Origin of the sequence: Cedecea colo, from assembly GCF_011808225.1 — a bacterium.
GTDB lineage: Bacteria > Pseudomonadota > Gammaproteobacteria > Enterobacterales > Enterobacteriaceae > Dryocola > Dryocola colo.
Window position 1 is genome coordinate 930,583 of record NZ_SOYS01000001.1, and the last position, 26,447, is coordinate 957,029.

General features: G+C 56.6%; 21 protein-coding genes. 6 read left to right on the forward strand and 15 right to left on the reverse strand.

Annotated features, from left to right (window positions below):
* Positions 1-59: 59 nt before the first annotated feature.
* Positions 60-1,451: a NarK family nitrate/nitrite MFS transporter gene (locus E2L00_RS04220; RefSeq protein WP_167607387.1), complete on the reverse strand. Its 1,392-nt coding sequence runs from the start codon at positions 1,449-1,451 to the stop codon at positions 60-62.
* 314 nt (positions 1,452-1,765) lie between these two features.
* Here E2L00_RS04220 and narX point away from each other — a divergent pair, with 314 nt between their 5' ends.
* Positions 1,766-3,562, forward strand: a complete 1,797-nt coding sequence (narX, locus tag E2L00_RS04225; protein WP_167607582.1) for a nitrate/nitrite two-component system sensor histidine kinase NarX — start codon at positions 1,766-1,768, stop codon at positions 3,560-3,562.
* Positions 3,555-4,211 (forward strand): two-component system response regulator NarL, encoded by a 657-nt coding sequence (gene narL, locus E2L00_RS04230; RefSeq protein WP_167607390.1) that lies wholly within the window; start codon positions 3,555-3,557, stop codon positions 4,209-4,211. Before narX ends, narL begins: the two co-directional genes overlap by 8 nt.
* Here narL and E2L00_RS04235 read toward each other — a convergent pair.
* The gene (locus E2L00_RS04235) at positions 4,208-5,620 is read right to left on the reverse strand and encodes a YchO/YchP family invasin (RefSeq protein WP_167607393.1); all 1,413 of its coding nucleotides are present in this window, start codon (positions 5,618-5,620) and stop codon (positions 4,208-4,210) included. The genes narL and E2L00_RS04235 overlap by 4 nt on opposite strands.
* A gap of 74 nt (positions 5,621-5,694) precedes the next feature.
* Between E2L00_RS04235 and E2L00_RS04240 the strand changes: the two genes are divergently transcribed.
* Positions 5,695-6,246 (forward strand): YbhB/YbcL family Raf kinase inhibitor-like protein, encoded by a 552-nt coding sequence (locus tag E2L00_RS04240; protein ID WP_167607396.1) that lies wholly within the window; start codon positions 5,695-5,697, stop codon positions 6,244-6,246.
* Here E2L00_RS04240 and E2L00_RS04245 read toward each other — a convergent pair.
* The 6 genes from E2L00_RS04245 to E2L00_RS04270 all read right to left on the reverse strand — a co-directional run bounded on the left by E2L00_RS04245 (position 6,223) and on the right by E2L00_RS04270 (position 17,277).
* A complete protein-coding gene (locus E2L00_RS04245) occupies positions 6,223-8,820 on the reverse strand; it encodes a nitrate reductase (protein WP_167607398.1) in 2,598 nt (865 codons plus the stop codon). The genes E2L00_RS04240 and E2L00_RS04245 overlap by 24 nt on opposite strands.
* The gene (gene nirB / locus E2L00_RS04250) at positions 8,817-12,884 is read right to left on the reverse strand and encodes a nitrite reductase large subunit NirB (protein WP_167607401.1); all 4,068 of its coding nucleotides are present in this window, start codon (positions 12,882-12,884) and stop codon (positions 8,817-8,819) included. The genes E2L00_RS04245 and nirB overlap by 4 nt, the downstream gene beginning before the upstream one ends.
* Before the next feature lie 10 nt (positions 12,885-12,894).
* Positions 12,895-13,683: an ABC transporter ATP-binding protein gene (locus E2L00_RS04255; protein WP_167607404.1), complete on the reverse strand. Its 789-nt coding sequence runs from the start codon at positions 13,681-13,683 to the stop codon at positions 12,895-12,897.
* 10 nt (positions 13,684-13,693) lie between these two features.
* Positions 13,694-14,578 carry a nitrate ABC transporter permease gene (gene ntrB / locus E2L00_RS04260; protein ID WP_167607407.1) on the reverse strand — a complete coding sequence of 295 codons (885 nt, stop codon included), beginning with the start codon at positions 14,576-14,578 and terminating at the stop codon, positions 13,694-13,696.
* A 9-nt stretch (positions 14,579-14,587) separates the two neighbouring features.
* A complete protein-coding gene (locus tag E2L00_RS04265) occupies positions 14,588-15,838 on the reverse strand; it encodes a CmpA/NrtA family ABC transporter substrate-binding protein (protein ID WP_167607410.1) in 1,251 nt (416 codons plus the stop codon).
* 242 nt (positions 15,839-16,080) lie between these two features.
* Complete coding sequence (locus E2L00_RS04270) at positions 16,081-17,277, reverse strand: nitrate regulatory protein (protein WP_167607413.1); 1,197 nt, start codon at positions 17,275-17,277, stop codon at positions 16,081-16,083.
* 74 nt (positions 17,278-17,351) lie between these two features.
* Between E2L00_RS04270 and E2L00_RS04275 the strand changes: the two genes are divergently transcribed.
* Positions 17,352-17,705, forward strand: a complete 354-nt coding sequence (locus E2L00_RS04275; protein WP_167607416.1) for a DsrE/DsrF/TusD sulfur relay family protein — start codon at positions 17,352-17,354, stop codon at positions 17,703-17,705.
* A 105-nt stretch (positions 17,706-17,810) separates the two neighbouring features.
* Positions 17,811-19,598: a methyl-accepting chemotaxis protein gene (locus E2L00_RS04280; protein ID WP_167607419.1), complete on the forward strand. Its 1,788-nt coding sequence runs from the start codon at positions 17,811-17,813 to the stop codon at positions 19,596-19,598.
* Positions 19,599-19,791: 193 nt separating this feature from the next.
* Here the strand turns inward: E2L00_RS04280 and E2L00_RS04285 are convergent, their stop codons facing one another.
* Together E2L00_RS04285 and chaB are read right to left on the reverse strand one after the other, a co-directional pair.
* Positions 19,792-20,487 (reverse strand): gamma-glutamylcyclotransferase, encoded by a 696-nt coding sequence (locus E2L00_RS04285; protein ID WP_167607421.1) that lies wholly within the window; start codon positions 20,485-20,487, stop codon positions 19,792-19,794.
* Between the two features lie 217 nt (positions 20,488-20,704).
* Positions 20,705-20,932, reverse strand: coding sequence for a putative cation transport regulator ChaB (gene chaB / locus E2L00_RS04290; protein WP_167607424.1), 228 nt, complete (start codon positions 20,930-20,932; stop codon positions 20,705-20,707).
* A 280-nt stretch (positions 20,933-21,212) separates the two neighbouring features.
* Between chaB and chaA the strand changes: the two genes are divergently transcribed.
* Positions 21,213-22,316 (forward strand): sodium-potassium/proton antiporter ChaA, encoded by a 1,104-nt coding sequence (chaA, locus tag E2L00_RS04295; protein WP_167607427.1) that lies wholly within the window; start codon positions 21,213-21,215, stop codon positions 22,314-22,316.
* 68 nt (positions 22,317-22,384) lie between these two features.
* Here the strand turns inward: chaA and kdsA are convergent, their stop codons facing one another.
* From kdsA to prfA, 5 genes are read right to left on the reverse strand one after another with little or no spacing between them, the layout of a single operon-like run.
* Positions 22,385-23,239, reverse strand: a complete 855-nt coding sequence (kdsA, locus tag E2L00_RS04300; RefSeq protein WP_167607430.1) for a 3-deoxy-8-phosphooctulonate synthase — start codon at positions 23,237-23,239, stop codon at positions 22,385-22,387.
* A 41-nt stretch (positions 23,240-23,280) separates the two neighbouring features.
* Entirely contained in the window at positions 23,281-24,090 is an 810-nt protein-coding gene (sirB1, locus tag E2L00_RS04305; protein ID WP_167607433.1) for an invasion regulator SirB1, read from the reverse strand.
* Positions 24,087-24,482, reverse strand: coding sequence for an invasion regulator SirB2 (gene sirB2, locus E2L00_RS04310; protein ID WP_167607436.1), 396 nt, complete (start codon positions 24,480-24,482; stop codon positions 24,087-24,089). Before sirB2 ends, sirB1 begins: the two co-directional genes overlap by 4 nt.
* Before the next feature lie 18 nt (positions 24,483-24,500).
* Positions 24,501-25,331, reverse strand: coding sequence for a peptide chain release factor N(5)-glutamine methyltransferase (prmC, locus tag E2L00_RS04315; RefSeq protein ID WP_167607439.1), 831 nt, complete (start codon positions 25,329-25,331; stop codon positions 24,501-24,503).
* On the reverse strand, positions 25,331-26,413 hold the full coding sequence (gene prfA / locus E2L00_RS04320) for a peptide chain release factor 1 (protein WP_167607441.1): 1,083 nt from the start codon (positions 26,411-26,413) through the stop codon (positions 25,331-25,333). The genes prmC and prfA overlap by 1 nt, the downstream gene beginning before the upstream one ends.
* Between the last annotated feature and the right edge of the window lie 34 nt (positions 26,414-26,447).

The window sequence follows — 26,447 nt, forward strand, 5'->3', positions numbered from 1 at the left end:
TTAACAGCTGAAAAAAGCGCAGCCGAAGCTGCGCAAGGGATAACCAAAAGGTCAATCGGTTAGCGGGATGATTTACGGCCATAGACGGCCCAGGTAATCACCACGCAAACTATGTAAAACACCACAAAGACTTTCATCGCGCCTGCCGGCGAACCGGTCAGCGTCAGCGAAGTCCCGAATGCCTTAGGAATAAAGAACCCGCCTACTGCACCAATCGCCGAGATAAAACCCAGCGCCGCTGCGGTGTCCGTTGCCGCTTCTCGCATCGCCTGCTCCGGCGTACCGCCTTCAGCCTTCACGCGTTCCATAGTGAGCTTACGGAAGATAACGGAGATCATCTGGAAGGTAGACCCGCTGCCCAGACCGGCCGTCAGGAACAGCATCAGGAAGACGCCGAAGAAGGCGATGAAGTTTCCGCCCACGCCATTGTGCGGCAGCGTGGTGAACAGCAGCACGCTGAACACAGCCATAAAGACAAAGTTAATCAGCGAGACTTTCGTGCCGCCCCAGCGGTCAGAAATGGCGCCGCCGGCAGAACGCGCCAGCGCACCCACCAGCGGACCGAAGAAGGCGAAATGCAGGATTTGCACCTCCGGGAACTGGGTTTTTGACAGCATCGCGAAACCGGCAGAGAAACCGATAAACGAGCCGAAGGTTGCCAGGTACAGCAGCCCCATAATCCACAGGTGAGCGCGTTTAAGTACCGGTAGCTGTGCACGCAAAGAAGCTTTTGACGCGGACAGATCGTGCATGCCAAACCAGGCAGCAAGGGTGAAAACCGCAAGGAAAGGCACCCAAATCCACGCGGCGTTTTCAAGGAACAGCATGGTGCCATCTGCCTGAGCCACGCCGGTGCCGCCAAATGCGGCAAACATGGACAGCGAAATCACCAGCGGGGCAATGAGCTGCATTACGCTCACGCCGAGATTACCCATCCCGCCGTTAATCCCCAGCGCCCCGCCCTGTTTTGATTTAGGGAAGAAGAAGCTGATATTTGCCATGCTGGAGGCAAAGTTCGCGCCGGCGAAGCCGCACAGCAGGGAAATAGTGATAAACGTGCTAAATGGCGTACTGGTGTCCTGCACCGCAAAGCCCAGCCAGACGCAGGGAATAATCAGAATGCCGGTGCTAAAAGCGGTCCAGCGGCGGCCGCCAAAAATTGGCACCATGAAAGAGTAAGGCACGCGCAGCAGCGCGCCGGAGACTGAAGGCAACGCCGTCAGCATAAACAGCTGATCGGTCGTAAAGTTAAAGCCGACTTTATTAAGATTGACCGCAACAGCACTGAACAACATCCAGACGCAAAACGCCAGCAGGAGGCTCGGAACCGAGATCCACAGATTACGGCTGGCAATGCGATGACCGCGAATTTGCCAGAATTCCGGCTCATCAGGACGCCAGTCCGTGATTAACGCCCCTGATTTCTGCACGTTGGCGGATGACTGAGACATAAACACCTCAAGGTTTGTGTGAGTAATTGCGGTCACATTAGGAGGTATTGCTGTTTCTAATTTGATGCAAATCAAGGGATAACCGAACAAAATAGCGGTCAGAATTTAACCATGATTCTTTGTGAGTAAAGATGTCGTGTAAAAAAAGCGTGATTTTTCACAAGGCTGACGCGGGTTACGCTTACAATTTACGGGGATTATGCCACCTACGGAAATTAAGGGGTAACCACCAGGAGGTATGGGTATACTCCAGAGGATAGCTGAGAATGACCCACTGTTTTTACAATAAAGCCGTATCCGGAGCGCGCTCGTTTATGTTGAAACGCCTGTTTTCCCCTTTAACCCTGGTCAACCAGCTCGCGCTTATTTTGCTGTTGCTGGCGGCGTTAGGTATTGTGGGAATGAGCCTTGCCAGCTTGCTTGCACAGGGAATTCAGGGTAACGCTCACGCCATTAATAAGGCCGGATCGCTGCGCATGCAAAGCTATCGCCTGCTGGCTGCCATTCCGCTTAGCGAAAAAGACAACGTCCTGTTCAACGAAATGGAGAAAACCACCTGGAGCGAGGATTTACAACAGGCGGCGCGCCGTGATGGCCAACAGGTGCAGCTAAGCGAAATCCAGCATTACTGGCGCAATACGCTCGGGCCAGCGATGAAAAACGCTAAAAATGCGCAGCAGGTAACGCCGCACATTGCGCAATTTGTAGGCCGCATTGACCAGCTGGTGAGTTCGTTCGACAAAACCACAGAGCTTCGCCTTCATCGCGTCATTCTCCTGCAACAGGGCATGGTGGCGTTAATGGGGCTGCTGCTGCTATTTACCGTCGTCTGGCTACGCAAGCGCCTGCTTCGCCCCTGGCGACAGTTGCTGAATATGGCTTTTGCTATCAGGCATAAAGAGTTCACCCATCGGGTGAATATCAGCGGTCGCAACGAAATGGCGATGCTCGGCATGGCGTTCAACAGCATGTCTGCGGAACTGGCCGAAAGTTACGCCGGGCTTGAACAACGCGTGCGGGAAAAAACAGCCGGCCTTGAGCAAAAGAATCAGATCCTCTCTTTCCTCTACCAGGCAAACCGTCGCCTTCATTCCCAGGCCCCGCTATGCCAAAGGCTTTCACCGGTGTTAAGCGAACTGCAAAAGCTTACGCCGCTGCGCGACATCGAACTGCGCGTCTATGAATACGAAGACGAAGAAAACTACGACGAATATACCTATCAACCGGACAGCAGCTGCGAGGCACGGGGCTGCCATCTCTGCCCGCGCGAACAGGCGCCTGAGCCGGTTGAAGCTACCGCGCTGAAGTGGCGATTAACCGATAACCATATTCATTATGGTCTGGTGCTGGCGCAACTGCCGGTGGGCAGCAGCCTCACGGTTGACCAACAGCAGTTGATCTCAACCCTGATTGAACAGCTTACCGCGACGCTCGCGCTGGAAAGACAGTATGAGCATCAGCAGCAACTGGTCGTGATGGAAGAGCGTTCCGCCATCGCTCGCGAACTACACGACTCCATTGCCCAGTCGCTCTCCTGTCTGAAAATGCAGGTCAGCTGCCTGCAAATGCAGGGCGAAAGCTTGCCTGAGCAAAGCCGGGATTTACTGGCGCAGATGCGTAGCGAGCTGAATACCTCATGGCGACAGCTGCGCGAGTTACTGACCACCTTCCGCCTGCAACTGATTGAGCCAGGATTACGGCCAGCCCTTGAAGCAAGCTGCCTGGAATTCAGTGAAAAACTCGGTTTTGCGGTGGCGCTGGACTACCAGCTACCGCCACGCCTGGTGCCATCGCATCAGGCTATTCATCTGGTGCAAATTGCCCGCGAAGCGTTAAACAACAGCCTCAAACATGCCCAAGCCTCAGCGTGCGGCGTGCATGTCGTGCGCCAGGAGAAGCAGGTTAAACTCACCGTATGGGACAACGGTCGCGGTATTCCGGATGACGGAGAGCGGCGAAACCATTACGGCCTGATTATTATGCGAGACCGTGCGCAAAGCCTGAAAGGGGATTGCCAGATACGGACTCGTGCAGGTGGCGGCACTGAAGTGGTCGTCAGTTTTATGCCCGAAGCGCATTTGTCTTCTGCCACAGGAGTAAACAATGAGTAGCCCTAACCCGGAAGCAGCAACCATATTGCTGATAGACGATCATCCGATGCTGCGGAGCGGCGTCAAACAGTTAATCAGCATGGCGCCGGAGCTGGCGGTTGTCGGTGAAGCCGGAGACGGCGCTCAGGGCGTTCAGCTTGCGGAATCTCTGGATCCGGATCTGATTCTGCTCGATTTAAATATGCCCGGCATGAATGGCCTGGAAACGCTCGACTGCCTGCGTGAAAAACCGCTCTCCGGGCGCATAGTCGTCTTTAGCGTATCGAATCACGAAGAAGATGTGGTTACCGCTCTGAAACGTGGGGCCGACGGCTATCTGCTAAAAGATATGGAGCCGGAAGATCTGCTTAAAGCGCTGCAGCAGGCGGCAGCCGGTGAAATGGTGCTAAGCGAAGCGTTAACGCCGGTGCTGGCGGCGAGCCTGCGCGCCAACCGCGCAACGACCGATCGTGATGTGAATCAGTTAACGCCACGCGAGCGCGATATTCTGAAGCTTATCGCCCAGGGCCTGCCGAACAAAATGATCGCCCGCCGTCTGGATATCACCGAAAGCACCGTTAAAGTACATGTGAAACACCTGCTGAAAAAAATGAAGCTCAAATCCCGCGTTGAGGCGGCGGTGTGGGTGCATCAGGAACGCATCTTCTAAGGTAACGTGGCCGCTTCCGGTAGCAGATCGTAACGTGGATCCTCTGCCGGATTCGCCAGCAGCGGCTCCGCCTGTTTCAGGGTAATCCAGTTCGACGTCGCTTTTTGTCCTTTCTCATCCTCAATCGTCACCGAAAGCCGCCAGACGTTTGCTGCTCCCTCTCGCCTTGCCGGCACGATCACGCTCCAGCCATCCGCGCTGCGGTTATTTGGCGGAGGCGTCAGGCTAAGCGCTTGGGTATCACCCTGCCAGGTAATCTGGCGGATCTTGTGGCTGGCCCGCACCTGAAGCTTAAGCTGCACCGTTTCGCCGGGATGCAACTCCCAGGGCGGCGTCGCCAGGAATACGGATAGCGTTTTACGCTGACGATACTCCATCACCGGTAAGTTGCTGCGTTCGACGTTGTCATAGCGGCTGCCGCGCAGTGAGCTGGTCGTTGCCACTTCGCCTGCGGAAAGCTGCTTCCCCAACGGCACGCCAAAACGGTAATTGAGTTTTAAGCCAAGATTTTCCTGCGCCACGCCGCTTTCGCCCTGTTTATGCTGCGCGGTTAGTGTGACAAGCGGAACCGGCGTGTAATTCAGTCCCATGGTCACCGCGACCGGGTTACGGTAGCCCGTGCCGCTGTCGAACAGATCCACGCGATCGCCGAAATATTGTTCCAGACTGACGCTGGTATTAATGTGACGATAAAACGGCAGCCATGCCTGAGCGGTAACGTCATAACCCCGCGCCAGGCGCTGTTCCAGCGTTTCCGTTTCACCCTGCCAGTCATTGAGCGGCTGATAATAATTAGCCGACAGGCGCAGGTAATCTCCCCACGCCTCGGCACCAAATCCGGCGCGCTGGAGGCGGCTGGCAAACTGATTATCATAAAACGTGTTGTAACCCAGCAGCCATTTTCCCGCCACCCAGCGCTGCCCGGCACCGATATTTCCCACCAGCCCGTCGTCCTGCTGGGTGAAACCCAGCTGGCTCCAGGTCAGATAGCGATTGTTGTCGGCCCACGGCGTAAACATCGACCCGCTGCTGCCGTTCCAGTTACCGTGCTCATCTACCTTCAGATTTAAACTGGCGTTGCCCCACGGAGAGAGCAGCGATTCCGCCTCGTTAGTCACTTTATCGGTCAGCACATCGCGCAGGCTGGTAAAAGCGAAAAGACGCGCCTGCTCGCCGGTATCCAGTCCGTTATCAGTCATGCTGGCCTCGCCAAATTGCTTCGCCACCTCGGCAATGTGTTTTGCTGCGGCGTCCGTTTCCGGGGCGAGTCCCATATTGGGCAGCTCGTTCGGCGTGGCGGTAACGGGAGTGGAAGTTTGCTCGATAAAGGTCTGGCGGGTACCGGCAGTCCCTCCGGTACAGAGGAGTGCATAAGAGAGGGTAAACAGCGGCACGGATTTTCTTAACATTGGGAAATTATAACATATCGCATTTCTTAATTTCAGCGCTACGCTTAAAGCTCCTGCCTTTTGAGCATGCAACTATGAAAACCTCGCTACGCTGGTTATCCGCCGTTTTTCTGTTCGGCTGTTTTGCGGCCCAGGCCGAAGGGCTGTTTATGCTTCAGTCTCCCGATTTTGCTGATAACGCTATGCTGAATAAAAAGTATGCCGGGAATGCGAAGGAAAATCCTAACTGTACCGGTAAAAACTTTTCTCCTGCGGTGGTGTGGAGCAACGCTCCTGCCGCAACGCAAAGCTACGCGTTGATAATCCAGGATCCCGAAGGCGCTAAAGGCCTCGGCGTGACCCACCTTGTCGCTTATAACATTCCCGCAAGCATGACGGGATTTGCCGCCAACGAGCTACGCGATGGTAAAGGTTTCACCGGCGGTAGAAATACTCCCGGCACTCTGACTTATTATGGCCCTTGCCCGCCACCGGGCAGCGGCGCGCATCATTATACCTGGACGCTGATCGCCACCGATTTACGTGCGGACGCCCTGCCTGAAGGGTTGACCCGCGAGCAGCTGCTGGCAAAACTTAAAGATCATGCGCTGGCGGCAGCCGGTTTAATTGGCCGCTTTGGTCAGTAACGCCCGCAGTTCAGGAATGCAGGAGCCGCAGTTTGTCCCACACTGAAGTTTCTCCCCCAGCATCGCTACGGACTGACACCCCGTAGCGATTGCCGCGAGGATAGTTTTTTCGCCCACGCCAAAGCAGCTACAGATCGTTTTCCCCGCATCGATTACCGCGCCGGGTGCTTTCCCCGCCAGTAAAAGATGTCGTTCAGCAGGCGTCAGCGAGCCGTTTGCAAACGCCGCCAACACGGCGCTATGGTTAATCTCCGGCCGGCTTTTTCCGGCATAAAAAGCCAGCTGTAGCTCTCCTTCTCGCCATGCCAGCAGATGGTAAAACTGGCCGTCTCCGCAAGCCGTCTGCAGCTGCCAGCCACGCCCTGCGGCCAGCGTCTCAAGCCAGGCGACAGATGGGCTATCTGCGGCGCACAAAAAATGCTCTACCTCAGGCGATGCCTGACGCCACCACTGAATATCCGCTGCAAAAGCGATGGGATCGCGGGCGAAAATTTCCCCCTGCCACGCAGGCTGCCAGCGCTGAATACGCACCGCCGTTTGCTTGCTTTCCGGCTGTCCGGAGTGCGGGTCGCACACGTCTGCCACCAGGCTATTGATCTGTCCCTTACGGGCAAACCGTTGGCTCCAGTGCATCGGCACAAAAACGCTGCCCGCCTGCTGAATCACGCTAACCTGCGCCCGGGCCACCATTCCCCCTCGCCGCGAGGCAATTCGCACCAGCGCAGCATCCTGAATACCGTAGCGTTGCGCATCATAAGGGTGGATTTCGAGAAACGGCATGTTGATGTGCTGCATTAACCGCGGCACGCCGCCGGTGCGTGTCATGGTGTGCCACTGATCGCGGATGCGTCCGGTATTGAGAATAAGCGGATAACAGCGATCGGCCACGGCTTGCGGTAACTCAGGCTCAACCGGCACAAGCTGGAATTTGCCACTTGCCCGCCAGCTTTTAAACGCCCTCTCTCCCTTCGTCGTGACAGGCCAGCGCACAGGTTCCAGCGCGTCATATTGCTCGCGGCTCAGGTTTGCCAGCCCGCTGATATCAAACGCCCGCAAACCATCATTTTCGTATCCCGATAGCGCCGCATGCTCGCAGAAGATCTCCTGTGGATGCTGCCAGCCAAACGCCTCGCCGAAGCCCAGGCGCCGGGCGATTTGTGAGATTATCCACCAGTCGGCACGCGCCTCGCCTGGCACGGACAAAAATGAGCGTTGCCTGGAAATACGCCGCTCGGAGTTCGTTACCGTACCGTTTTTCTCTCCCCAGGAGAGTACGGGGAAACGCACGTTTGCATAGCGACCGGTATCGGTATGCAGGGCCACATCTGAGACAATCACCAGCGGACATTTTGCAAGCGCCTGTTCCACACGAGCGGCGTCAGGAAGCGACACAACCGGATTGGTGCCCATGATCCATACGGCTTTGACTTCACCGCGGCCAATCGCTGCGAACAGTTCCACCGCCATTAATCCCGGCGTTTCGGCTATCCGCTCGCTGCCCCAGAAGCGCCCAAGCCTTGCGATATCTGCCGGTTCAAAATTCATATGACAGGCAAGCTGGTTCGCAAGTCCGCCCACTTCGCGCCCGCCCATCGCATTTGGCTGTCCGGTCAGCGAAAAGGGGCCACATCCGGCTCGCCCCAGTTTGCCGCTCGCCAGATGCACATTGATGATGGCGCTGCACTTATCGCTGCCGCTCGACGACTGGTTTATCCCCATGGTGTAGAGCGTCATGGCGCGATCGGCCTGGCTGAACCACTGCCAGAATGTCTGCACCGCCTCGGCTTCAAGCTGGCAAAAATCGGCGCATTTCGCCATTGACCAGCCGCTTGCTATGGCAAGCGCTGCCATCTGCCCGTCGAACTGCTCTGCTGCCAGCGGCTGCTGTAAATGAAGATAATTCAGCAGTCCGACAAACAGCCCCGCATCGCTGCCCGGACGTAAAGCGAGATGCAGATCGGCGATATCACAGGTGGCGGTGCGCCTCGGATCGATAACCACCACTTTCATCTGCGGACGCTGCTGTTTTGCCTGCACCAGACGCTGATACAGTACCGGATGCGCCCACGCCGCGTTAGATCCCACCAGCACCACCAGATCCGTCTGCTCAAGGTCTTCATAGCTGCACGGTACCGCATCGGCACCGAAAGCGCGCTTGTACCCCACCACTGCCGACGACATACACAGGCGCGAATTGGTATCGATATTGGCCGAACCGATAAATCCCTTCATCAGTTTATTTGCGGCGTAATAATCTTCGGTCAGCAGTTGCCCGGAGGCATAGAATGCCACGGCCTGCGGGCCATGCTCATCAATGATTGTCCGTAATCGCTGAGCGGTATGCGCAAGCGCTGCATCCCATTCCACGCGCTCACCTTCGATTTCCGGGTAGAGCAGACGGCCTTGCAGGCCTAAGGTTTCCCCAAGCGCCGCGCCTTTCACACACAGCCGCCCAAAGTTCGCAGGATGCCGTTTATCCCCGGTGATGTCATAACGCCCGGTTTCCGTTTGCCGGGCCTCCACGCCGCATCCTACGCCGCAGTAGGGGCAGGTAGAGCGCACCGCGGCATTCATGACGCCTCCGCACGCAGTATCAGCGCCTGACTCCCCACCCACACGGTGCCCTGCTCCACTTTCACCGGCCAGGCACGAACCGCCAGCTCGCCGTCCTGGCCGCGCCCGTCACGCAGGCGAATACGATGTTTGTAGAGCGGCGAAATGACGACTGGCTCACCGGACGCATCTCCAACGATGCCACGGGAGAGTACGTTGGCGTCGCTGCCCGGCTCCAGATTATCCAGCGCGTAAATAGCGTCACCGAAGCGAAACAGGGCGATTTGCTGTTCCCCTAAACGTGCGCCAATCCCCGCCTGGGGCGGGATAGCGCTGATATCGCATACTGCCTGCCAGGGTTTTGCAGGCGTGTCAGCTTGCTGATGAACGACTGCGGAAACCGGCTGTAGCTGTCCGCGTAATGTCTGGCGCTGCACGGCTTCGTCCGGCTGTTCGCTATTCACATAAGAGCGGAACAGCGCCAGACGATCCGGGCTGTTGAGCGTGGTTTGCCATTCGCACTGGTAAGTCTCCACCACGCCCGCCATCTCTTTTTCCAGCTCGTCGCCAAGGCCAAGGCTGTCGTTAAGCACCACTTCACGCAGGTATTCAAGTCCGCCTTCCAGATTATCCAGCCAGGTGCTGGTACGCTGCAGGCGGTCCGCGGTGCGGATATAGAACATCAGAAAACGGTCGATAGTACGGATCAGCGTTTCACGGTCAAGATCGCTGGCAAACAGATCGGCATGACGCGGTTTCATGCCGCCGTTGCCGCACACGTACAGATTCCAGCCTTTGTCGGTAGCAATCACCCCAACGTCTTTGCTCTGGGCTTCCGCACATTCACGGGTGCAGCCGGAAACCGCCATTTTGATTTTGTGCGGCGAACGCAGGCCCTTGTAGCGATTCTCCAGCTCAATGGCGAGGCCCGTCGAATCCTGCACGCCATAGCGACACCAGGTTGAACCCACGCAGGATTTCACCGTGCGCAGCGATTTTCCATAGGCGTGACCGGTTTCAAAACCGGCTGCCACCAGTTCTTCCCAGATGGCAGGAAGCTGTTCCAGCCGTGCGCCGAAAAGATCGATACGCTGTCCGCCGGTAATTTTGCTGTACAACCGGTAGCGTTTTGCCACCTGACCGATGGCGATCAGGCCGTCCGGCGTGATTTCTCCGGCGGCGACGCGCGGCACAACCGAATAAGTGCCATCTTTCTGGATGTTAGCGAAATAGCGGTCGTTGGTATCCTGAAGCGGCAGATGCGCGGGTTTGAGCAAATATTCGTTCCAGCACGATGCCAGCACGGAAGCCGCAAGCGGCTTACAGATTTCGCAGCCGTGCCCGCGGCCGTAACGGTTGATAAGCTGCTCAAATGTGCGAATGTGGTTGACGCGCACCAGGTGATAGATCTCCTGCCGCGAGTACGGAAAGTGTTCGCAGATATCCTTTTTCACCTCCACGCCCTGCTCCTGCAGCTGGTACTCGATCACCTGTTTGACCAGCGCTGAACAGCCGCCGCAGCCGGTCGCCGCTTTGGTGCAGGCTTTAATCGCCCCTATGTCTCCCGCACCGCCGCTCACGGCCGCGCAGATATCAGCTTTGCTGACGTTATGGCAGGAGCAAATCTGCGCGCTGTCCGGCAGCGCCGCCACGCCCAGCCCTTTTGGCGCGCCGCCTGCGGATACAGGCAAGATCAGGCTTTCCGGCTGCGGCGGAAGCGCCATGCCGTTAAGCATCATTTGCAGAAGCTGGGTATATTCGCTGCTGTCGCCTACCAGCACGCCGCCGAGCAGCGTTTTGTTATCCGCCGAGACGACAATCTTTTTATAGATTTGCCGCGGTCCGTTGGTCCACTGATAGCTCTGGCTACCGGGCGTGCGGCCATGTGCATCGCCGAAGGAAGCCACTTCGACGCCAAGCAGTTTAAGTTTGGTGCTCATATCCGCGCCATGGAACGCTGCTTCCTGCCCGGCAAGCGTCGCTGCCGCCACGCGCGCCATTTGATAACCCGGCGCGACCAGGCCAAAGATTTTCCCTTGCCACAGGGCGCATTCACCGATGGCAAAAATTGCGCTATCGCTGGTCTGGCAATGGTCGTTGATAACGATGCCGCCGCGTTCTCCAGGTGTAAGATCGCTTGCGCGCGCCAGCGCGTCCTGAGGGCGGATCCCGGCGGAGAAGACGATTAAATCAGTTTGCAGTGCTTCCCCGTCGGCAAAATTGAGCTGTAAACCTTCCGCTTCGGTGATGGCCGTTGTGGCTTTGCTGGTATGCACCTGCACGCCAATTTCAGCGATCTTCTCGCGCAGCATAGACGCCCCGGCGTTATCCAGTTGCACCGCCATCAAATTTGGGGCGAACTCAACCACGTGCGTTTCCAGGCCGAGCTGTTTTAGCGCGTTCGCCGCCTCCAGCCCCAGCAGGCCGCCGCCGATGACTACTCCGCGTTTGCTGTCGCGCGCGCGTTCCGCGATGGCATCCAGATCGTCCAGCGTGCGGTAAACAAAACAGCCCGGCAGATCGTTGCCCGGCACCGGCGGCACAAACGGGAACGAGCCGGTGGCGAGCACCAGTTTATCCCAGTAAGTTTCGTGCCCGTTACTGTCGCGCACCACGCGCTGCTGGCGATCTATCGCCACAACTTTGCTGTTACAGCGCAGCTCAATGCCATATTCGTTAAAGAAGTCTCCCTGCACCATGGAGAGCGATTCCGCGCTGCGTCCGGCAAAATATTCCGAGAGATGAACGCGATCGTATGCCGGATGCTGTTCTTCACCAAAAACCACGATGTGAAAGCTTTTATGCAGCCCCAGCGCCACGCACTGCTCCAGAAAGTGGTGCCCGACCATGCCGTGCCCAATCACTACCAGCGTTGATTTTGTCATGTCGTCATTTCCGGCAGCCAGCGGCTGCTCATCAGAGTGGAATTCATCAAACAGCACGGCGGACGTGACGGGTGCCGCGCTGAGTAAGGTGTTGGTCAGAGGGTTTGCCGACTGGATATCGCCCATCAGCAGAGCGCCCACCAGCCGATCGTCGCGTAAATGCAGGCAGCGGTAATGCCGGGAAAGCGGGTCGAAGGCGGTGAGAACGCGAGTGCCTGCCTGTTCGCTAAGATCGCCTGCCGAAAAGAGCGGAATACCGCTGACCTTGAGGCGAGTTCCGCGATCCTCATAACGGAAATCCGTTGTGGCAACGCAGGCCAGGCGAGCGGCTAAAACATCTGCCTGTTGCAGGCAAGGCGCTACCAGCCCCCAGGTTTGCCCGTCGATTTCGCAGCATTCACCCAACGCGCTAACATGCGGGACATTGCTGCGCAGCTGTGCGTCTACGGTGATGCCTTGCTGGCACGGAATACCCGCCTGCCGGGCCAGCGCGATATTTGGCTTCACGCCTGTAGCGATAATCACTCGTCCTGCGGGCAGCACATTGCCGTTGCTCAGCATGACGCTGTCCGCATCAATGCGGTCAATGCTGCAATTTAACTGGCAGGCGATACCGCGCCCGGTCAGGGATTGTTCCAGGAGCCCGCCCGCCTGCTGATTAAGCTGAATATCCATCAGCCATGCCTTGCGATGAACAAGCGTGACACGAACGCCGCGTGCATGCAGCGCGGCGGCGGCTTCCACGCCAAGCAAGCCACCGCCGAGCACCACGGCATCGCCTTTGCCGCTGAGGATCGCATCCACATCTGCCAGCGTGCGAAAACCGTGAACGTGAGGAAGCCGGTGCCCGTCGATGGGCGGAATAAACGGCAGCGATCCGGTTGCGAACACCAGCTCGTCGTACTCCATCGTGCGTTTAGCTGTGCGCACGGTTTTGCCTGAGCTATCAACAGCCAGCACCGCTTCACCCGTCAGCAGCTCAACGCCGTGGGAAATGTACCAGGCGGCGTCGTGTAACCGCGTGGCGGCAGCCGATTTTTCCCCCGCCAGCACCGGCGAGAGCAGAATGCGGTTGTAGCTGAGCGTCGGCTCTTCGCCGAAAACGGTGATAGCAAAGCGGCCAGCGGCATGCGCCACCAGACGCTCAACGAGGCGTATTGCCGCCATACCATTGCCAATAACGATCAGTCGTCGCTGCATGCCCGCCTCCTCAGGCAGCCTTTGGCTGCTTTTCGTACAGGAAGCGCAGCACCTGCTGGCGCAGATGGTGATAGCGACTCTCTTCGGCCAGCTCAACGCGGTTACGCGGGCGCGGCAAATCAACATGCAGCGTTTCGCCAACCGTTGCCGCCGGGCCGTTGGTCATCATCAGCACGCGATCGGAAAGCAGCACCGCCTCGTCCACGTCGTGGGTGATAAGCACAATGGTGGTGTGCAGCTCCTGCTGGATATGCATCACGGCGTCCTGCAGATGAGCGCGGGTCAGCGCATCCAGCGCGCCGAACGGCTCATCCATCAGCAGCACTTTCGGCTTCATCGCCAGCGCGCGGGCGATACCTACGCGCTGTTTCATGCCGCCAGAGATTTCTCCGGGCCGTTTATCAATCGCATGGCCCATCTGCACGCGCTCCAGATTGTGAATAATCCACTCGCGGCGCCCGGCGCGGTTCATGGTATGGCGAAAGACCTGATCCACCGCCAGCGCCACGTTTTCAAAGCAGGTCATCCACGGCAGCAATGAGTGGTTCTGGAACACAACAGCCCGCTCCGGGCCTGGCCCTGCGATCTCCTTGTTATCGCACAGCAGCCCGCCTTCAGAGGGCAGCGTGATGCCCGCAATCAGGTTGAGCAGCGTTGATTTGCCGCAGCCGGAGTGACCGATCAGGCTGATGGTTTCCCCTTGCGCAATATCAAAGCTAACGTTGCTGAGCGCTAAAAACTCGCCGCTGGCGGTGGAGAAACGCTGGCTGACGTTCTGAAGCTGAATAATTTTCTTCATGGTTTTCCCCTTATTTGTCCTGCCAGCTAAAACGACACGCCAGCAACATTAAACCCTGCTCCAGCAGCAGCCCCACGACGCCGATAATCACAATCGCAATCAGGATGTTTTCGACGTTGAGGTTGTTCCACTCGTTCCAGATCCAAAAGCCGATGCCCAGGCCGCCGGTGAGCATTTCCGCCGCGACGATGACCAGCCAGGCGATACCAATCGACAGGCGTACGCCGGTCAGTACCGCCGGCAGCACGGCCGGAAACAGAATGCGGCGCATTACCGTCCATTCGGAGAGCTTCAGCACGCGCGCCACATTGAGATAATCTTCCGGGATGCGCCTCACCCCTTCGGCGGTGTTGATGACCATCGGCCAGATGGAGCAGATGAAGATCGTCCAGCCAGAAGCCGGTTCCGCCTTCTGAAACAGCAGCAGGCCAATCGGCAGCCAGGCCAGCGGGCTGACCGGGCGCAAAAGTGCGACAAGCGGATTAAACATGCGGGCGAGAAAGGTGAAACGGCCAATCAAAAAGCCAGCCGGGATGCCGACGATAGCCGCCAGGCCAAACCCCACGGCAACGCGCTGAAGTGAAGCGAGGACGTTCCAGCCGATACCCTGGTCGTTCGGCCCGGCGTTGTAGAACGGGTCCGCAAAAAGAGTAATGGCGGAATCCAGCGTGCTAAGCGGCGTTGGAAAACCTTTGCTGTTTAACGCGGCGATTTGCCAGACCACGAGCAGCAACCCCATGCCGAGCAGCGCAGGCACGAGGTGCTGGAAGATGCTCAGACTTAACTGCCGCCAAAGCGGACGGCGACGACGCACCGCGACAGGCGGCAATACAATCACTTCCCCAACCGGGGTATTCAGCTCGGCGGCTGAGGTTTTCTGGGCCTGTAGATCCATGATTTCCCCTTAACGTTTAACGGCGAAACTTGCGGCGTAGGCGGCAGGATCGCTGCCGTTCCAGGTAGTGCCATCCATAAGCGTGCTGCTGCGCATGTGGTTTGCGGGTAAGGCAACGTCGCCCACGGCGGCGGCGGCCTGACGGTAGACATCAATACGGTTAATACGCTGGGCGACAGCGAGATAGTCCGGGTCGTGGTCGAGCAGTCCCCAACGGCGGTGCTGCGTCAGGAACCACATGCCGTCGGAAAGCCACGGGAAGGTCACTTCGCCATCGCGGAAAAACTGCATGCCGTGACTCTCCTGCCATTTTTTGCCGAGGCCGTTGTCGTACTGCCCAAGCATGCGCCCGGTGAGGTAGTCGACTTTGGTATTGAGATATGCCCGCCCGGCCAGCACGCTGGCCGTTTCCCGACGGTTATCCTCGCTCGCATCAATCCAGCGCGAGGCTTCAAGAATTGCCGCAACTAACGCGCGGGCGGTATTCGGGTTTTGCTCGACCCAGGCGCTGCGTGTACCGAGGATTTTTTCAGGATGATCCGGCCAGATGGACTGAGAGGTTGCCGCCGTATAGCCAATGCCATCGTTAATGGCGCGCTGGTTCCACGGCTCGCCCACGCAAAAGCCAACCATGTTGCCGATGCGCATGTTCATTACCATCTGCGGCGGCGGCACGACCACGGTGCGCACATCGTTGAACGGGTGGATCCCCGCATTCGCCAGCCAGTAGTAAAGCCACATAGCGTGGGTGCCGGTCGGGAAGGTATGAGCGAAGGTAAAGGTTCCCGGCTCATGGCTTGCGACCAGCTTTTTCAGACCTGGCGCATCGGTCACCCCCTGTTTTGCCAGATCCGTCGAGAGTGAGATCCCCTGGCCGTTGTTGTTGAGCGTCATCAGGTTAGCCATAGACTGCTGTTTGCCCGCGATACCCATCTCCAGCCCGTAAACCAGGCCATAGAGCACATGGGCCGCGTCCAGCTCGCCGGAGACCATTTTGTCGCGCACTGCCGCCCAGCTTGCTTCTTTACTCGGTACAATCGTGATGCCGTATTTCTTGTCAAAACCTTTGACGGACGCCATCACGATGGAGGCGCAGTCGGTCAGCGGAATAAAACCGACTTTCACCGTGACCTGCTCCGGCTTGTCGCTTCCCGCAGCCCAGGCGGCATTCATTATCCCCGGCAGCAAATATGCGCCGCCCAGTACGGCACCCGCCTGTAACAACCGGCGGCGCGAGAGGGCTATGGTTTGCTCACTCATCAGCTTCCTCCTGAAAAAAGTAAAAAAAAGCGCCCATCAATGTGGATCAGCACATTGAAGGACGCCTTTGTCCTGCCAGTCTCGCACCGCCATTGGCGCAATCTGGAGAAATGGAAATTAACTCAGTAAGAAACAATGCAACCCGCGTGCCAGTTTAGAAAGTGCCTGAAACAGGGGTAATAGATTTCAAAAGAGAGTGATACGCACCATAAATACGCACGCTTTGCCCGCTGGCTGTGCAGCTACTCCTTTGCAGATGTTTGCCAGATATCGGCAACGGTTATCATCGCGCCGGCCACTTCAACCATCCGTTTATTCTGCTTCATCGCCATTTTCCGCAGCGTCTGCCAGGCCTGTTCCTCGCTGTAACCCTGATGGCGAATCAGCAACGCTTTGGCTTTCTCGATGACCTTGCGCTCTTCAAGCGTCGCCTGAAGCGAAGCCAGCTGCTGCGCCATCGTTTCCAGCTGTTGCGCCTGCTGACGTACCAGCGGCAGGAGGTGGCGATCGAGATAACGTTCGTTGTCGTCGCTGGCATGCCCTGCCACCCAGCTCACTATTTCGGTTTCACTAAGCGGCGTTGCTTGTAATAACTGCCCGAGCGCCTGCTGCGTCTGTGCTATTACAGCCCCGATCAGCTTTTCTTCGACCTCTCTTAGCGCATCGATTCTGGCAGTCAATAAGGTAAACCAGCGCAGCGCACGATCCGCCTGCATCCCTTCGACGTCCGAACGCGTACACGCCAGCCGCCTGAGCTGTTCCGTCTCACGACAAGGCTCACCGCTGGACTGATAGTGCTGACGCAGCGGCGCATCAACCATGCAGCAAAAGGTTTCAAAGCAACGTTGCTGGCTGTCTATGCGATCCACAAGCTGCTGACGCAGTGCGTCGCTGAATGTCCCCTGCGTGAAGCCAAGCGCGCCAATCGCCCGCTCCTGGCCCGCGAACTCCTTGCCCTGCATGAAACTAAACAGCGCTGCCAGCGAGCGGGCTACGCCAGCGTCATCCACGGCATTGCTGGTTTCGGGTACGATGCTGAGCAAATGGCGCAGCGTACAGTTGAACTGCTCCATCGCTTCAGGCGGGGTAATTTTCCGCACGGAGATTTTTTCGCGCAGCTCAGGTAAACGCTCAAGGTAGTGCAACGCGCAGGCGAGGCTGACGAACAGCACGCTGCCCGGCAGGTAGTCCGGTCGGGCGATGGCCTGCCTGAAAAGCGCCGTTTCGCGATCGACATCCTGTGCGCAGCCCTGCCTCTCGTCCCCGAACAGGCTGCCCGCAGAACAAAGCCAGATGTTGGAAGCCCCGCGCTCGCGTTGTAGCATATGGACAAGCCTGGCTACCCGTTCGGTAAGCTGTCCGATTTGCAGGATGTGCTGCAGCTGTTCACGTCCACGGGCGCGGGCGGCCAGCAGAAAGTCGCGGGATGTGGGGATCATAAAACGCTCCTGAACAGCAAAGTGATATCTTTGGCTTAAGCAAAAGTCGTGCCTTCTGGCACAAAGGAGAGAAAATGCAGAAAATAGTGATTATTGCCAACGGGGCTGCTTACGGCAGCGAGTCTCTGTTCAACAGCCTGCGCCTGGCCATTGCGCTGCTGGAGCAGCCGCAGCGGCCGGAGCTAAAACTCTTTTTAATGTCCGATGCGGTCACCGCGGGATTGCGCGGCCAGAAACCGGCCGAGGGATACAACATTCAGCAGATGCTGGAGATTCTCACCGCTCAGGACGTAGCGGTGAAATTATGCAAAACCTGCACCGACGGGCGCGGCATGACGGCGCTGCCGCTGGTTGACGGCGTTGCTATCGGCACGCTGGTCGAACTGGCGGAGTGGACGCTGAACGCCGATAAAGTCTTAACATTCTGATAATCGCCCCGCAGTAATATCTTTTACTTATACCTTGCCCTGCCCTATCAAGTTTCCTGCTGTGTTTGCCGATAGCTTCCGCAAATAACACAGCAGGAAAACATCATGTTCAGGTCAATACGCGCTCGCATTATTTGTGTGACGGCAGGCTGTTTGACTGTCGCCCTTCTTCTCAACACCATTATTAACTATCGGGTTACGCACGCAGACAATCAGCAATCTATTGAGGCGTCGCTGAAAAGCACCAGTGAAAGCCATGCTGTTGCCATCACCGACTGGGTGAACGGCAAAATGGCGATCGTTAGTTCTTTGAAGAACGTGGCGTTAACGGACGATCCGGTGCCCGTTTTCCGCCAGCTTGCTGCCGCAGGCGGCTTTACCAACGTCTATGTCGGCTATGCCAGCAAGACGGCAAAGTTTTCCGACCCAACCGGCGTTCCCGCCGACTATGACCCAACGGTTCGCCCGTGGTATCAACAGGTTTTAAAAGAGAATGCTCCCATCGTGACCGCGCCGTATGTCGACGCCGGAACGGGGAAACTGGTAGTGACTTTTGCAGTACCGGTGTCCGAAAACGGTGAGCTGAAAGCGGTTGTCGCGGGGGATGTGGCGATGGACAGCGTGGTCGCTAACGTGCGCAGCATTCACCCAACGGCCAACAGCAGCGGGATGCTGGTTGACGGCGACGGCTCGGTTATCGCGGCATTAGATCCGGCGTTAACCCGCAAACCTTTTAGTGACGCTGTCACGGGCACCAGCTTTGACCAGTTGCTGGCGGATAGCCACCGGGCAGCGGGCAGCATGAACAATAAAACCAAACAGCTGCTTGCCACGCCTGTTCCCGGCACGCACTGGTTCCTGATTGTCGCGCTGGATAATGACGATGCCACATCCGCTATGCATACGTTGCTGAAGGCGTCGGCCATCGCGCTGGTCGCGCTGGTGCTTATCTCGGGTGCGGTGGTGCATTTACTGGTGGCAAGCGTACTGAAACGGCTGAGCACCATTCGTGATGCGATGCACGCCATCAGCTCAGGCACTAACGATTTGTCCCAGCGTCTTCCGGAAGCGGGAAACGATGAGGTGGCGCAAATTGCCCATGCTTTTAACGCCTTCAGCGATAAATTGTCGGTGGTAATGGCGCAGCTGCGTGATGCCAGCGCGTCGGTAAAAGTCGCCGCTAATGAGATTGCCGCAGGAAATCAGGATCTGTCAGGGCGTACCGAGCGAGCCGCTTCCAGCCTGCGTGAAACCGCCAGCGCCGTGGAGCAGATTACCGCCTCGGTTGCTAACTCTACCGACGCCGCGGTACAGGCTAACATTCAGACCACCAGCGCCAGCGAAGCCGCAGAACGCGGTGGACGCGTGGTTTCGCAGGTTATCGCCACCATGGAGGCCATCGAAACCGCCTCGGGGAAAATTGGCGATATTACTGGCGTTATCGACGGCATTGCTTTCCAGACCAATATCCTGGCGCTGAACGCGTCGGTTGAGGCCGCACGCGCGGGTGAACAGGGCCGTGGATTTGCCGTGGTTGCCGGAGAAGTACGTAACCTCGCAAGCCGTAGCGCGCAGGCCGCGAAAGAGATCAAAACGCTGATCGATTCCACGACGCAAAGCGTGTCGAACGGTTCGAAGTATGTCCGTCAGGCTGGGGAGGCAATGCATGAAATCGTCACCAGCGTGGGCAGCGTTTCCGGCATCATGCGCGAAATCACGATATCCACCAGCGAGCAGATGAAAGGTATTCAGGAGATTAACCACGCGGTGACGCATCTCGATAATATGGTACAGCAGAATGCGGAGCTGGTGGTGCAATCTGCCGCAGCAGCGGGGGCGTTACAAAGCCAGGCTGGCGAACTGGCGGAAACGGCGGGGCATTTTCGTATTTAATGAGCAAACCCGCCTCGGCGGGTTTGAGACTGATGACAAACCTCATAGCTTACGAAGTTCTGAAAAATGTCACCCTAAAATTAACAGCAAAATCAATAAGTTGATTTTCGGTAAAGAACCACAAAGAAGGAAAAACCACGCTTTTTCCTTCTTTATCAGCAACCTGAAACCCGCCGAGGCGGGTTTGTTTTTATCATGTAAATTCAGGCTGGAAGCTTCCGCCCTCTTCCGGCTTTTGCAGACTGGCCCGTACATGGCTTACCAGCTCATCAAGGCAGTCGTCACGCATGCCGTGTTTTTTCAGCGCGGTTTCGAGCGAGAAGAGATACTGCGCGTTGGTGCCCAGCGGGCCGCTGGCGGCAGCGATAAGCGGCGCAATGGTTTGTGCGCGGGTATCGGCCTCGTACAGCGGATGGCGGGGATCCATGATGAATACTAACGCGTTAACGCTGCGGCCATCGTCGAGCTCCAGCCTGCACCAGGTGGGCAGGTAGCAGCCGGTTATCATTTCGCGCTTCCACACCAGCGTCAGCTCTTCTTCAAGCAACGCTTCGGGCAGGCGATAGGCAAGACCGGTTGTGCGCCCGCCTTCTTTAAGCGCGAGCATTCTCCCGGGCTGACAGGCCGTGCCGCGCCCGGCGGTAAGCCGCAGGCAGAACGCCCGGTGCCAGCCCACCAGCGTGCCTGGGGCTGATTCATCAAATTCGAAGGCCGGGTTCCACATCAAAGAGCCGTAGCCAAATAGCCAGACCGGGCTGGGATCGGGACGACAAGCAAGGGTCGCCGCAAGAGAAGCTGAACGCTGTTCGGGCGTCCACAATAAAGATTCTTCGATAGAACCAAAAGCCGTTTTACAATCCGCACTCATTAAAAAATCGCGCGTTAACATCCTGCACCTCCACCACCGCGTACTTCCTTGTGACTACGCCAACTGCGCCTTCCCGGCTTGTTAACTGCTCACTTATAAAGCAGCATACCGGTGACGATAAGCAATTAGCGAGGCGCTGGCAAGTATGGTGACTATTACAAAAAAGTAAAACGTCACTTCACTTGCCAGACCAGGCAAAGGTAACCAGGTTTAGTGGGATAGCGTTGCGCTACGGCGGCTATTTTTTATGCCATTTATCATCATCGCCCTTCTGGTACTGATGCTTCACGGCGGCCCAGGCGACCTTGTGAGCCGTCTCTTCCCGGCTGGCATCGCCTTTACGTTCCTCTTTATCCTTATACTCATCCCAGGCGCTGTTGAACGCCTCTTTGTAGATGTCCTGCGCATGGGCAGGCAGAACATTTTTCACGCTGTCCGGCAGGGCGCTTTTGCTTTTATAAGGCATAGATTAATCTCCTTAATAGATGACTCTTAAGTGTGAAACAAAGCGTCCAGCGCCGCCAATAATTCGTAAAGTTTAAATTTAAAAAATCATAACTAGTTGTTTTTACGATTATAAAAAACAGTAAGTTTTATTATTACGTCATTAACGTCGTAAATCTGCAAAAGCCGTAAAAGTAAGTAAATATTTCCGTTAATAAGCCATTTTTTGCTATTTTGTTAGGGTTAAAAATTGCAATCACCACAATGAAACAGCTTGTCACTTGTGCACATGGAGAATCGTAATGCCAAAAACACAGTATGAGGCGGTGAAAACCCGCCATAAGGAGAGTTCTCTTATTTTCCCGCTGCTGGCGCTGGCCATACTGGCGGTATGGGGTTCCAGCCAGTCGTTGCCGGTGGTAGTCGGGATTAACATTCTGGCGTTAGTGGCTATTTTAAGCAGCGCCTTTAGCGTAGTACGCCACGCCGATGTGCTGGCACACCGTTTAGGTGAACCTTACGGGTCTTTAATTCTCAGCCTTTCCGTTGTTATCCTTGAAGTCAGTTTAATCTCCGCGCTCATGGCTACCGGCGATGCCGCGCCCACGCTGATGCGCGATACGCTTTACTCCATTATTATGATTGTTACCGGCGGCCTGGTAGGTTTCTCGCTGCTGCTGGGCGGGCGTAAATTCGCCACCCAGTACATGAATCTGTTTGGCATTAAACAATATCTGATAGCGCTGTTCCCGCTGGCGGTGATTGTCCTGGTGTTTCCTACCGCCCTGCCGGGGGGCAACTTCAGCGTTGGCCAGTCGCTGATGGTGGCCGGCATTTCCGCTGCGATGTATGGCGTATTCCTGTTGATCCAGACCAAAACGCACCAGAGCCTGTTCGTCTACGAGCACGAAGATGAAGCGGATGACGATAATCCGCATCACGGTAAGCCATCCGCACACAGCAGCACATGGCATGCTATCTGGCTGCTTGTGCACCTGGTTGCCGTTATTGTCGTGACGAAAATGAATGCCAGCCCGCTGGAGTCGTTGCTGAGCACGCTTAATGCACCGGCACAGTTTACGGGCTTCCTTGTCGCGCTGCTGATTCTCTCTCCGGAAGGACTGGGCGCGCTGAAAGCGGTGCTGAACAACCAGGTGCAGCGCGCCATGAACCTGTTCTTCGGCTCGGTGCTGGCGACAATTTCTTTGACGGTTCCTGCGGTGACGCTGATTGCGATGCTGACGGGTAATGAGCTGATTTTCGGCCTTGGCAAACCGGAAATGGTGGTCATGCTCACCTCGCTGATGCTGTGCCAGATTTCGTTCTCAACCGGGCGCACCAACGTGCTTAACGGCACCGCGCACCTCGCGCTGTTCGCCGCTTACCTGATGACGATATTTGCCTGATGCCCACCAGATGTAAAAAAGCCCTTATCGCAGGATAAGGGCTTTTGGCATTGAACGGATAAAAAAGCTTAGTGGCTGGTATCCAGCGGCTCGAAGCCTTTCACCAGATCGTCGATCGCTTTGATCTGTTTCAGGAATGGCTCAAGTTTTGCCAGCGGTAAAGCGGACGGGCCGTCGCAGCGCGCGTTGTCCGGGTCCGGGTGCGCTTCAATAAACAGACCCGCAAGGCCGGTCGCCATACCGGCGCGAGCCAGCTCGGTAACCTGAGCACGACGACCGCTGGACGCAGCGCCAAACGGGTCGCGGCATTGCAGGGCGTGGGTTACATCAAAGATGACCGGCGCACCGTTAGAAACCTGTTTCATCACGCTGAAGCCCAGCATGTCGACAACCAGGTTGTCGTAACCGAAGTTTGCCCCACGGTCGCACAGAATAATCTGGTCGTTGCCGCCTTCATGGAATTTATCAACGATGTTACCCATCTGGCCCGGGCTTACGAACTGCGGTTTTTTCACGTTGATAACAGCGCCTGTTTTCGCCATCGCTTCAACCAGATCGGTCTGACGGGCGAGGAAGGCTGGCAGCTGAATCACGTCTACCACGTCGGCAACAGGCTGCGCCTGGCTTGCTTCATGAACGTCGGTGATGATTTTCACGCCGAAGGTTTGCTTCAGCTCCTGGAAAATCTTCATCCCTTCTTCAAGACCTGGACCGCGGTAAGAGTGAATGGATGAACGGTTGGCTTTATCAAACGATGCCTTGAACACGTAAGGGATGCCCAGCTTCTGCGTAACGGTGACGTAATGCTCGCAGATACGCATCGCGAGATCGCGTGATTCCAGCACGTTCATGCCGCCAAACAGCACAAACGGCAGGTCGTTTGCGACGTTGATATCGCCAATGCTAACCACTTTTTGTTCCATCTTTCAGATCGCCTTATCGGGTGTGAATCAAAAATTATGCATTAATGCAGGATAATCTGCTTATGCGAAATCGAGTTAATTTGCGCTTTAATCATTTCGCTAATCGGATCTTCCGGGCACTGCTCAACAAAATAGCTTAGATCGTTGAGCGCCACGTGCTCGCAATCAAGCTGCGCATAGATAAGACCACGATCGCGGATTTCGTACGGATCTTCCGGATTAAACTGGAGCAAGGCTTCGCTGGCGCGCAGTGCCAGCTCCATCTGCCGCTCTTCCATCAATGCGGATTTTAGCGTGTCCAGCAGTTTACGGATAACCTCGGCATTGTCCGACTCGTCGAGGTCTTCTTCAAAAAGCTCGGCGGTTGGGTTGATATTGCCCTTCAGCCATACGTCAAGCGTATGCTCGTCGAGGGTGTCGCCATTAAAGGGATTAATGAGCCACATTTCCCCGTCCATCCAGTCGCCGCGCAGAATAAGCTGCGTCGGGAAGATGACCGGCATTAAAGGAATATCCAGGCGTTCGGCAATCCACAGTAAAATCGCGCCCAGGGAAACGGCGCTGCCCTGGCGTTTTTTCAGCACGTTATCCAGCCACAGAGCGTCCGACAGACGATATACGCCGCCGGCGTCTTTAAATCCCCATTCGCCGTAAAACAGCTCAAGCAGCTTCTCTAACTGCCGATCGGAACAATCGGCTGCGCAGATATCTTCACGAGCCTGGCTGACCAGCCGTTCAAGCTGCACGCGCACTTCCGCTTCCGGAAAATCTTCGCGTATCAGCTGCGAAACTAAAATCATGCCTTCGCACAGCGGCGCCTGATTAAATTCGAAATCGGCTAACGACCTCATACAAACCCCAATAACGGTATTTTTGTGGTGGCGAGTTTAATGATGATGTAGAGCACCACCAGCGCCAACAGAAAGGCAAACCACCGTACCTGTTGGCTGCGCGGGCGTCGGCCCAGCACGATAAAACCCAAAACGATGTAGATGATAACGCCAAATAGTTTTTCCGTCAGCCATGCGCCCTGCGGCGTAAACGGATAAAAATGCGTAATCATTACCAGTGCGATGCCGCTGCCCAGCAGAAGGGTGTCGTTCACATGCGGTACGATGCGTACCCAGCGCTTGTGTGACAGGGCAGAATCACGGTACTGCCACCAGTAACGTAAAATAAACAGGCTCACGGAAATGAAGACTGTCAAAATATGCAAGTGTTTGACTGCAAAGTAAGTTGCCAACCGTTGCGTTCCTTATCGTTAGAAATAGCGTCCCAGAGTCAGACGATCGTTGCCGCCGTAATCCTGACAGGTCTGAACCTCACTAAAACCGGCTGCGATGAATAGCTGCTGCACCTGCTGCGCCTGCTGCCAGCCGTGCTCCAGAAGCAACCAGCCGCCGGGTTCAAGAAACCGCCACGCCGTTTCAGTCAGCGTGCGTATATCCGCCAGCCCGGCATTATCAGCAACCAGCGCGCTCAGCGGCTCAAAACGCACGTCACCCTGAGCCAGATGCGGGTCCTCGCGGTCAATATAAGGCGGATTGCTGACAATAAGCGAAAAACGCTGAGTATTGAGCACACTAAACCAGTGACTTTGCAAGACCCTAACATTGGTAATGCCAAGCCGATCGGCATTATTGCGGGCAAGTTCTACGGCTTCAGGAATAAGATCCAGCGCGGTAATTTCGCAGTCCGGGCGCTCGCTTGCAATAGCCAGCGCGATAGCGCCCGTCCCGGTGCCTAAATCCAGCACGGAACACGGCGCGGCAGGCATGCGCGCCAGCGCCTGTTCTACCAGACATTCGGTATCAGGACGCGGAATGAGCGTTACCGGAGAGACGCGCAGCGGCAGCGACCAGAACTCGCGCTCGCCGACAAGATGAGCAATCGGTTCACCGCGCACACGACGAGCCAGCAGCGCTTCTGCCTGCTGCAACTGCTGCGCCGTAAGTTCGGTTTCACCAAACGCGAGGATAAAGGTTCGCGCTTTGCCGGTAACAAACGCCAGCAGGATCTCCACATCGCGACGCGGACTTTCGCTCTCCTGAAGTCGGGCTATTCCCTGTTGTAACCAGTGCTGGAAATCCATTAATCCTGCTCGGACAGCGCCGCCAGCTGGTCGGCCTGGTATTCCTGCACGATGGGCTCAATCAGCCCGTCGATCTTGCCTTCCATTACTTCGTCGAGGCGATACAGCGTAATGTTGATACGATGATCGGTGACGCGGCCCTGTGGGAAATTGTAGGTACGGTTACGGTCCGAACGGTCGCCGCTGCCCAGCAGGTTGCGACGAGTGGACGCCTCTTCCTGCTGGCGCTTCGCCATTTCGGCCGCACGAATACGCGAACCCAGTACGGATAACGCCTTCGCTTTGTTTTTATGCTGCGAACGCTCGTCCTGACACTCCACTACGATGCCGGTTGGCAGGTGGGTAATACGAATAGCCGAGTCGGTGGTGTTAACGTGCTGACCGCCCGCACCGGAGGAGCGGAAGGTATCGATGCGCAAATCGCCCGGGTTGATATCCGGCAGCTCTGCTTCCGGAATTTCCGGCATCACCGCGACGGTACAGGCTGAGGTGTGAATGCGACCCTGAGATTCGGTCGCCGGGACGCGCTGCACGCGGTGGCCGCCGGACTCGAACTTCAGGCGGCCATAGACACCGTCGCCGCTGATCCTGGCAATCACTTCCTTATAACCACCATGTTCGCCTTCGTTAGCGCTTATGATGTCAACCTTCCAGCGGCGGGATTCCGCATAGCGGCTGTACATGCGGAACAAATCCCCGGCAAACAGCGCCGCTTCGTCACCGCCTGTTCCTGCGCGTACTTCAACGAAGGCGTTGCGTTCGTCATCCGGATCTTTAGGCAGCAGCAGAACCTGTAACTGCTGTTCTAATTCTTCGCTGTCGCTTTTTGCCTGATTCAGCTCTTCCTGCGCCATTTCGCGCATTTCCGGATCGTTGAGCATGCTCTGTGCGGTTTCAATATCTTCCTGCACCTGGCGCCACTGCAGGAAGCAGCGTGAGACATCGCTCAGCTGAGCATATTCGCGGGAAAGCGCGCGAAAACGATCCTGATCGGCGATAGTGGCTGCATCGCCAAGCAGGGCCTGAACTTCTTCATGGCGCTCCTGCAAGGCTTCCAGTTTGGCAACAATAGAAGGCTTCATGGGTGGTGTATCACCTTGTAATAAGAGTTGTTGT

Bases quoted from the DNA above. Each gene is read 5' to 3' on its own strand.
- E2L00_RS04220 (WP_167607387.1), bottom strand. From the start codon at position 1,451: ATGTCTCAGTCATCCGCCAACGTGCAGAAATCAGGGGCGTTAATCACG.
- narX (WP_167607582.1), top strand. From the start codon at position 1,766: ATGTTGAAACGCCTGTTTTCCCCTTTAACCCTGGTCAACCAGCTCGCG.
- narL (WP_167607390.1), top strand. From the start codon at position 3,555: ATGAGTAGCCCTAACCCGGAAGCAGCAACCATATTGCTGATAGACGAT.
- E2L00_RS04235 (WP_167607393.1), bottom strand. From the start codon at position 5,620: ATGTTAAGAAAATCCGTGCCGCTGTTTACCCTCTCTTATGCACTCCTC.
- E2L00_RS04240 (WP_167607396.1), top strand. From the start codon at position 5,695: ATGAAAACCTCGCTACGCTGGTTATCCGCCGTTTTTCTGTTCGGCTGT.
- E2L00_RS04245 (WP_167607398.1), bottom strand. From the start codon at position 8,820: ATGAATGCCGCGGTGCGCTCTACCTGCCCCTACTGCGGCGTAGGATGC.
- nirB (WP_167607401.1), bottom strand. From the start codon at position 12,884: ATGCAGCGACGACTGATCGTTATTGGCAATGGTATGGCGGCAATACGC.
- E2L00_RS04255 (WP_167607404.1), bottom strand. From the start codon at position 13,683: ATGAAGAAAATTATTCAGCTTCAGAACGTCAGCCAGCGTTTCTCCACC.
- ntrB (WP_167607407.1), bottom strand. From the start codon at position 14,578: ATGGATCTACAGGCCCAGAAAACCTCAGCCGCCGAGCTGAATACCCCG.
- E2L00_RS04265 (WP_167607410.1), bottom strand. From the start codon at position 15,838: ATGAGTGAGCAAACCATAGCCCTCTCGCGCCGCCGGTTGTTACAGGCG.
- E2L00_RS04270 (WP_167607413.1), bottom strand. From the start codon at position 17,277: ATGATCCCCACATCCCGCGACTTTCTGCTGGCCGCCCGCGCCCGTGGA.
- E2L00_RS04275 (WP_167607416.1), top strand. From the start codon at position 17,352: ATGCAGAAAATAGTGATTATTGCCAACGGGGCTGCTTACGGCAGCGAG.
- E2L00_RS04280 (WP_167607419.1), top strand. From the start codon at position 17,811: ATGTTCAGGTCAATACGCGCTCGCATTATTTGTGTGACGGCAGGCTGT.
- E2L00_RS04285 (WP_167607421.1), bottom strand. From the start codon at position 20,487: ATGTTAACGCGCGATTTTTTAATGAGTGCGGATTGTAAAACGGCTTTT.
- chaB (WP_167607424.1), bottom strand. From the start codon at position 20,932: ATGCCTTATAAAAGCAAAAGCGCCCTGCCGGACAGCGTGAAAAATGTT.
- chaA (WP_167607427.1), top strand. From the start codon at position 21,213: ATGCCAAAAACACAGTATGAGGCGGTGAAAACCCGCCATAAGGAGAGT.
- kdsA (WP_167607430.1), bottom strand. From the start codon at position 23,239: ATGGAACAAAAAGTGGTTAGCATTGGCGATATCAACGTCGCAAACGAC.
- sirB1 (WP_167607433.1), bottom strand. From the start codon at position 24,090: ATGAGGTCGTTAGCCGATTTCGAATTTAATCAGGCGCCGCTGTGCGAA.
- prmC (WP_167607439.1), bottom strand. From the start codon at position 25,331: ATGGATTTCCAGCACTGGTTACAACAGGGAATAGCCCGACTTCAGGAG.
- prfA (WP_167607441.1), bottom strand. From the start codon at position 26,413: ATGAAGCCTTCTATTGTTGCCAAACTGGAAGCCTTGCAGGAGCGCCAT.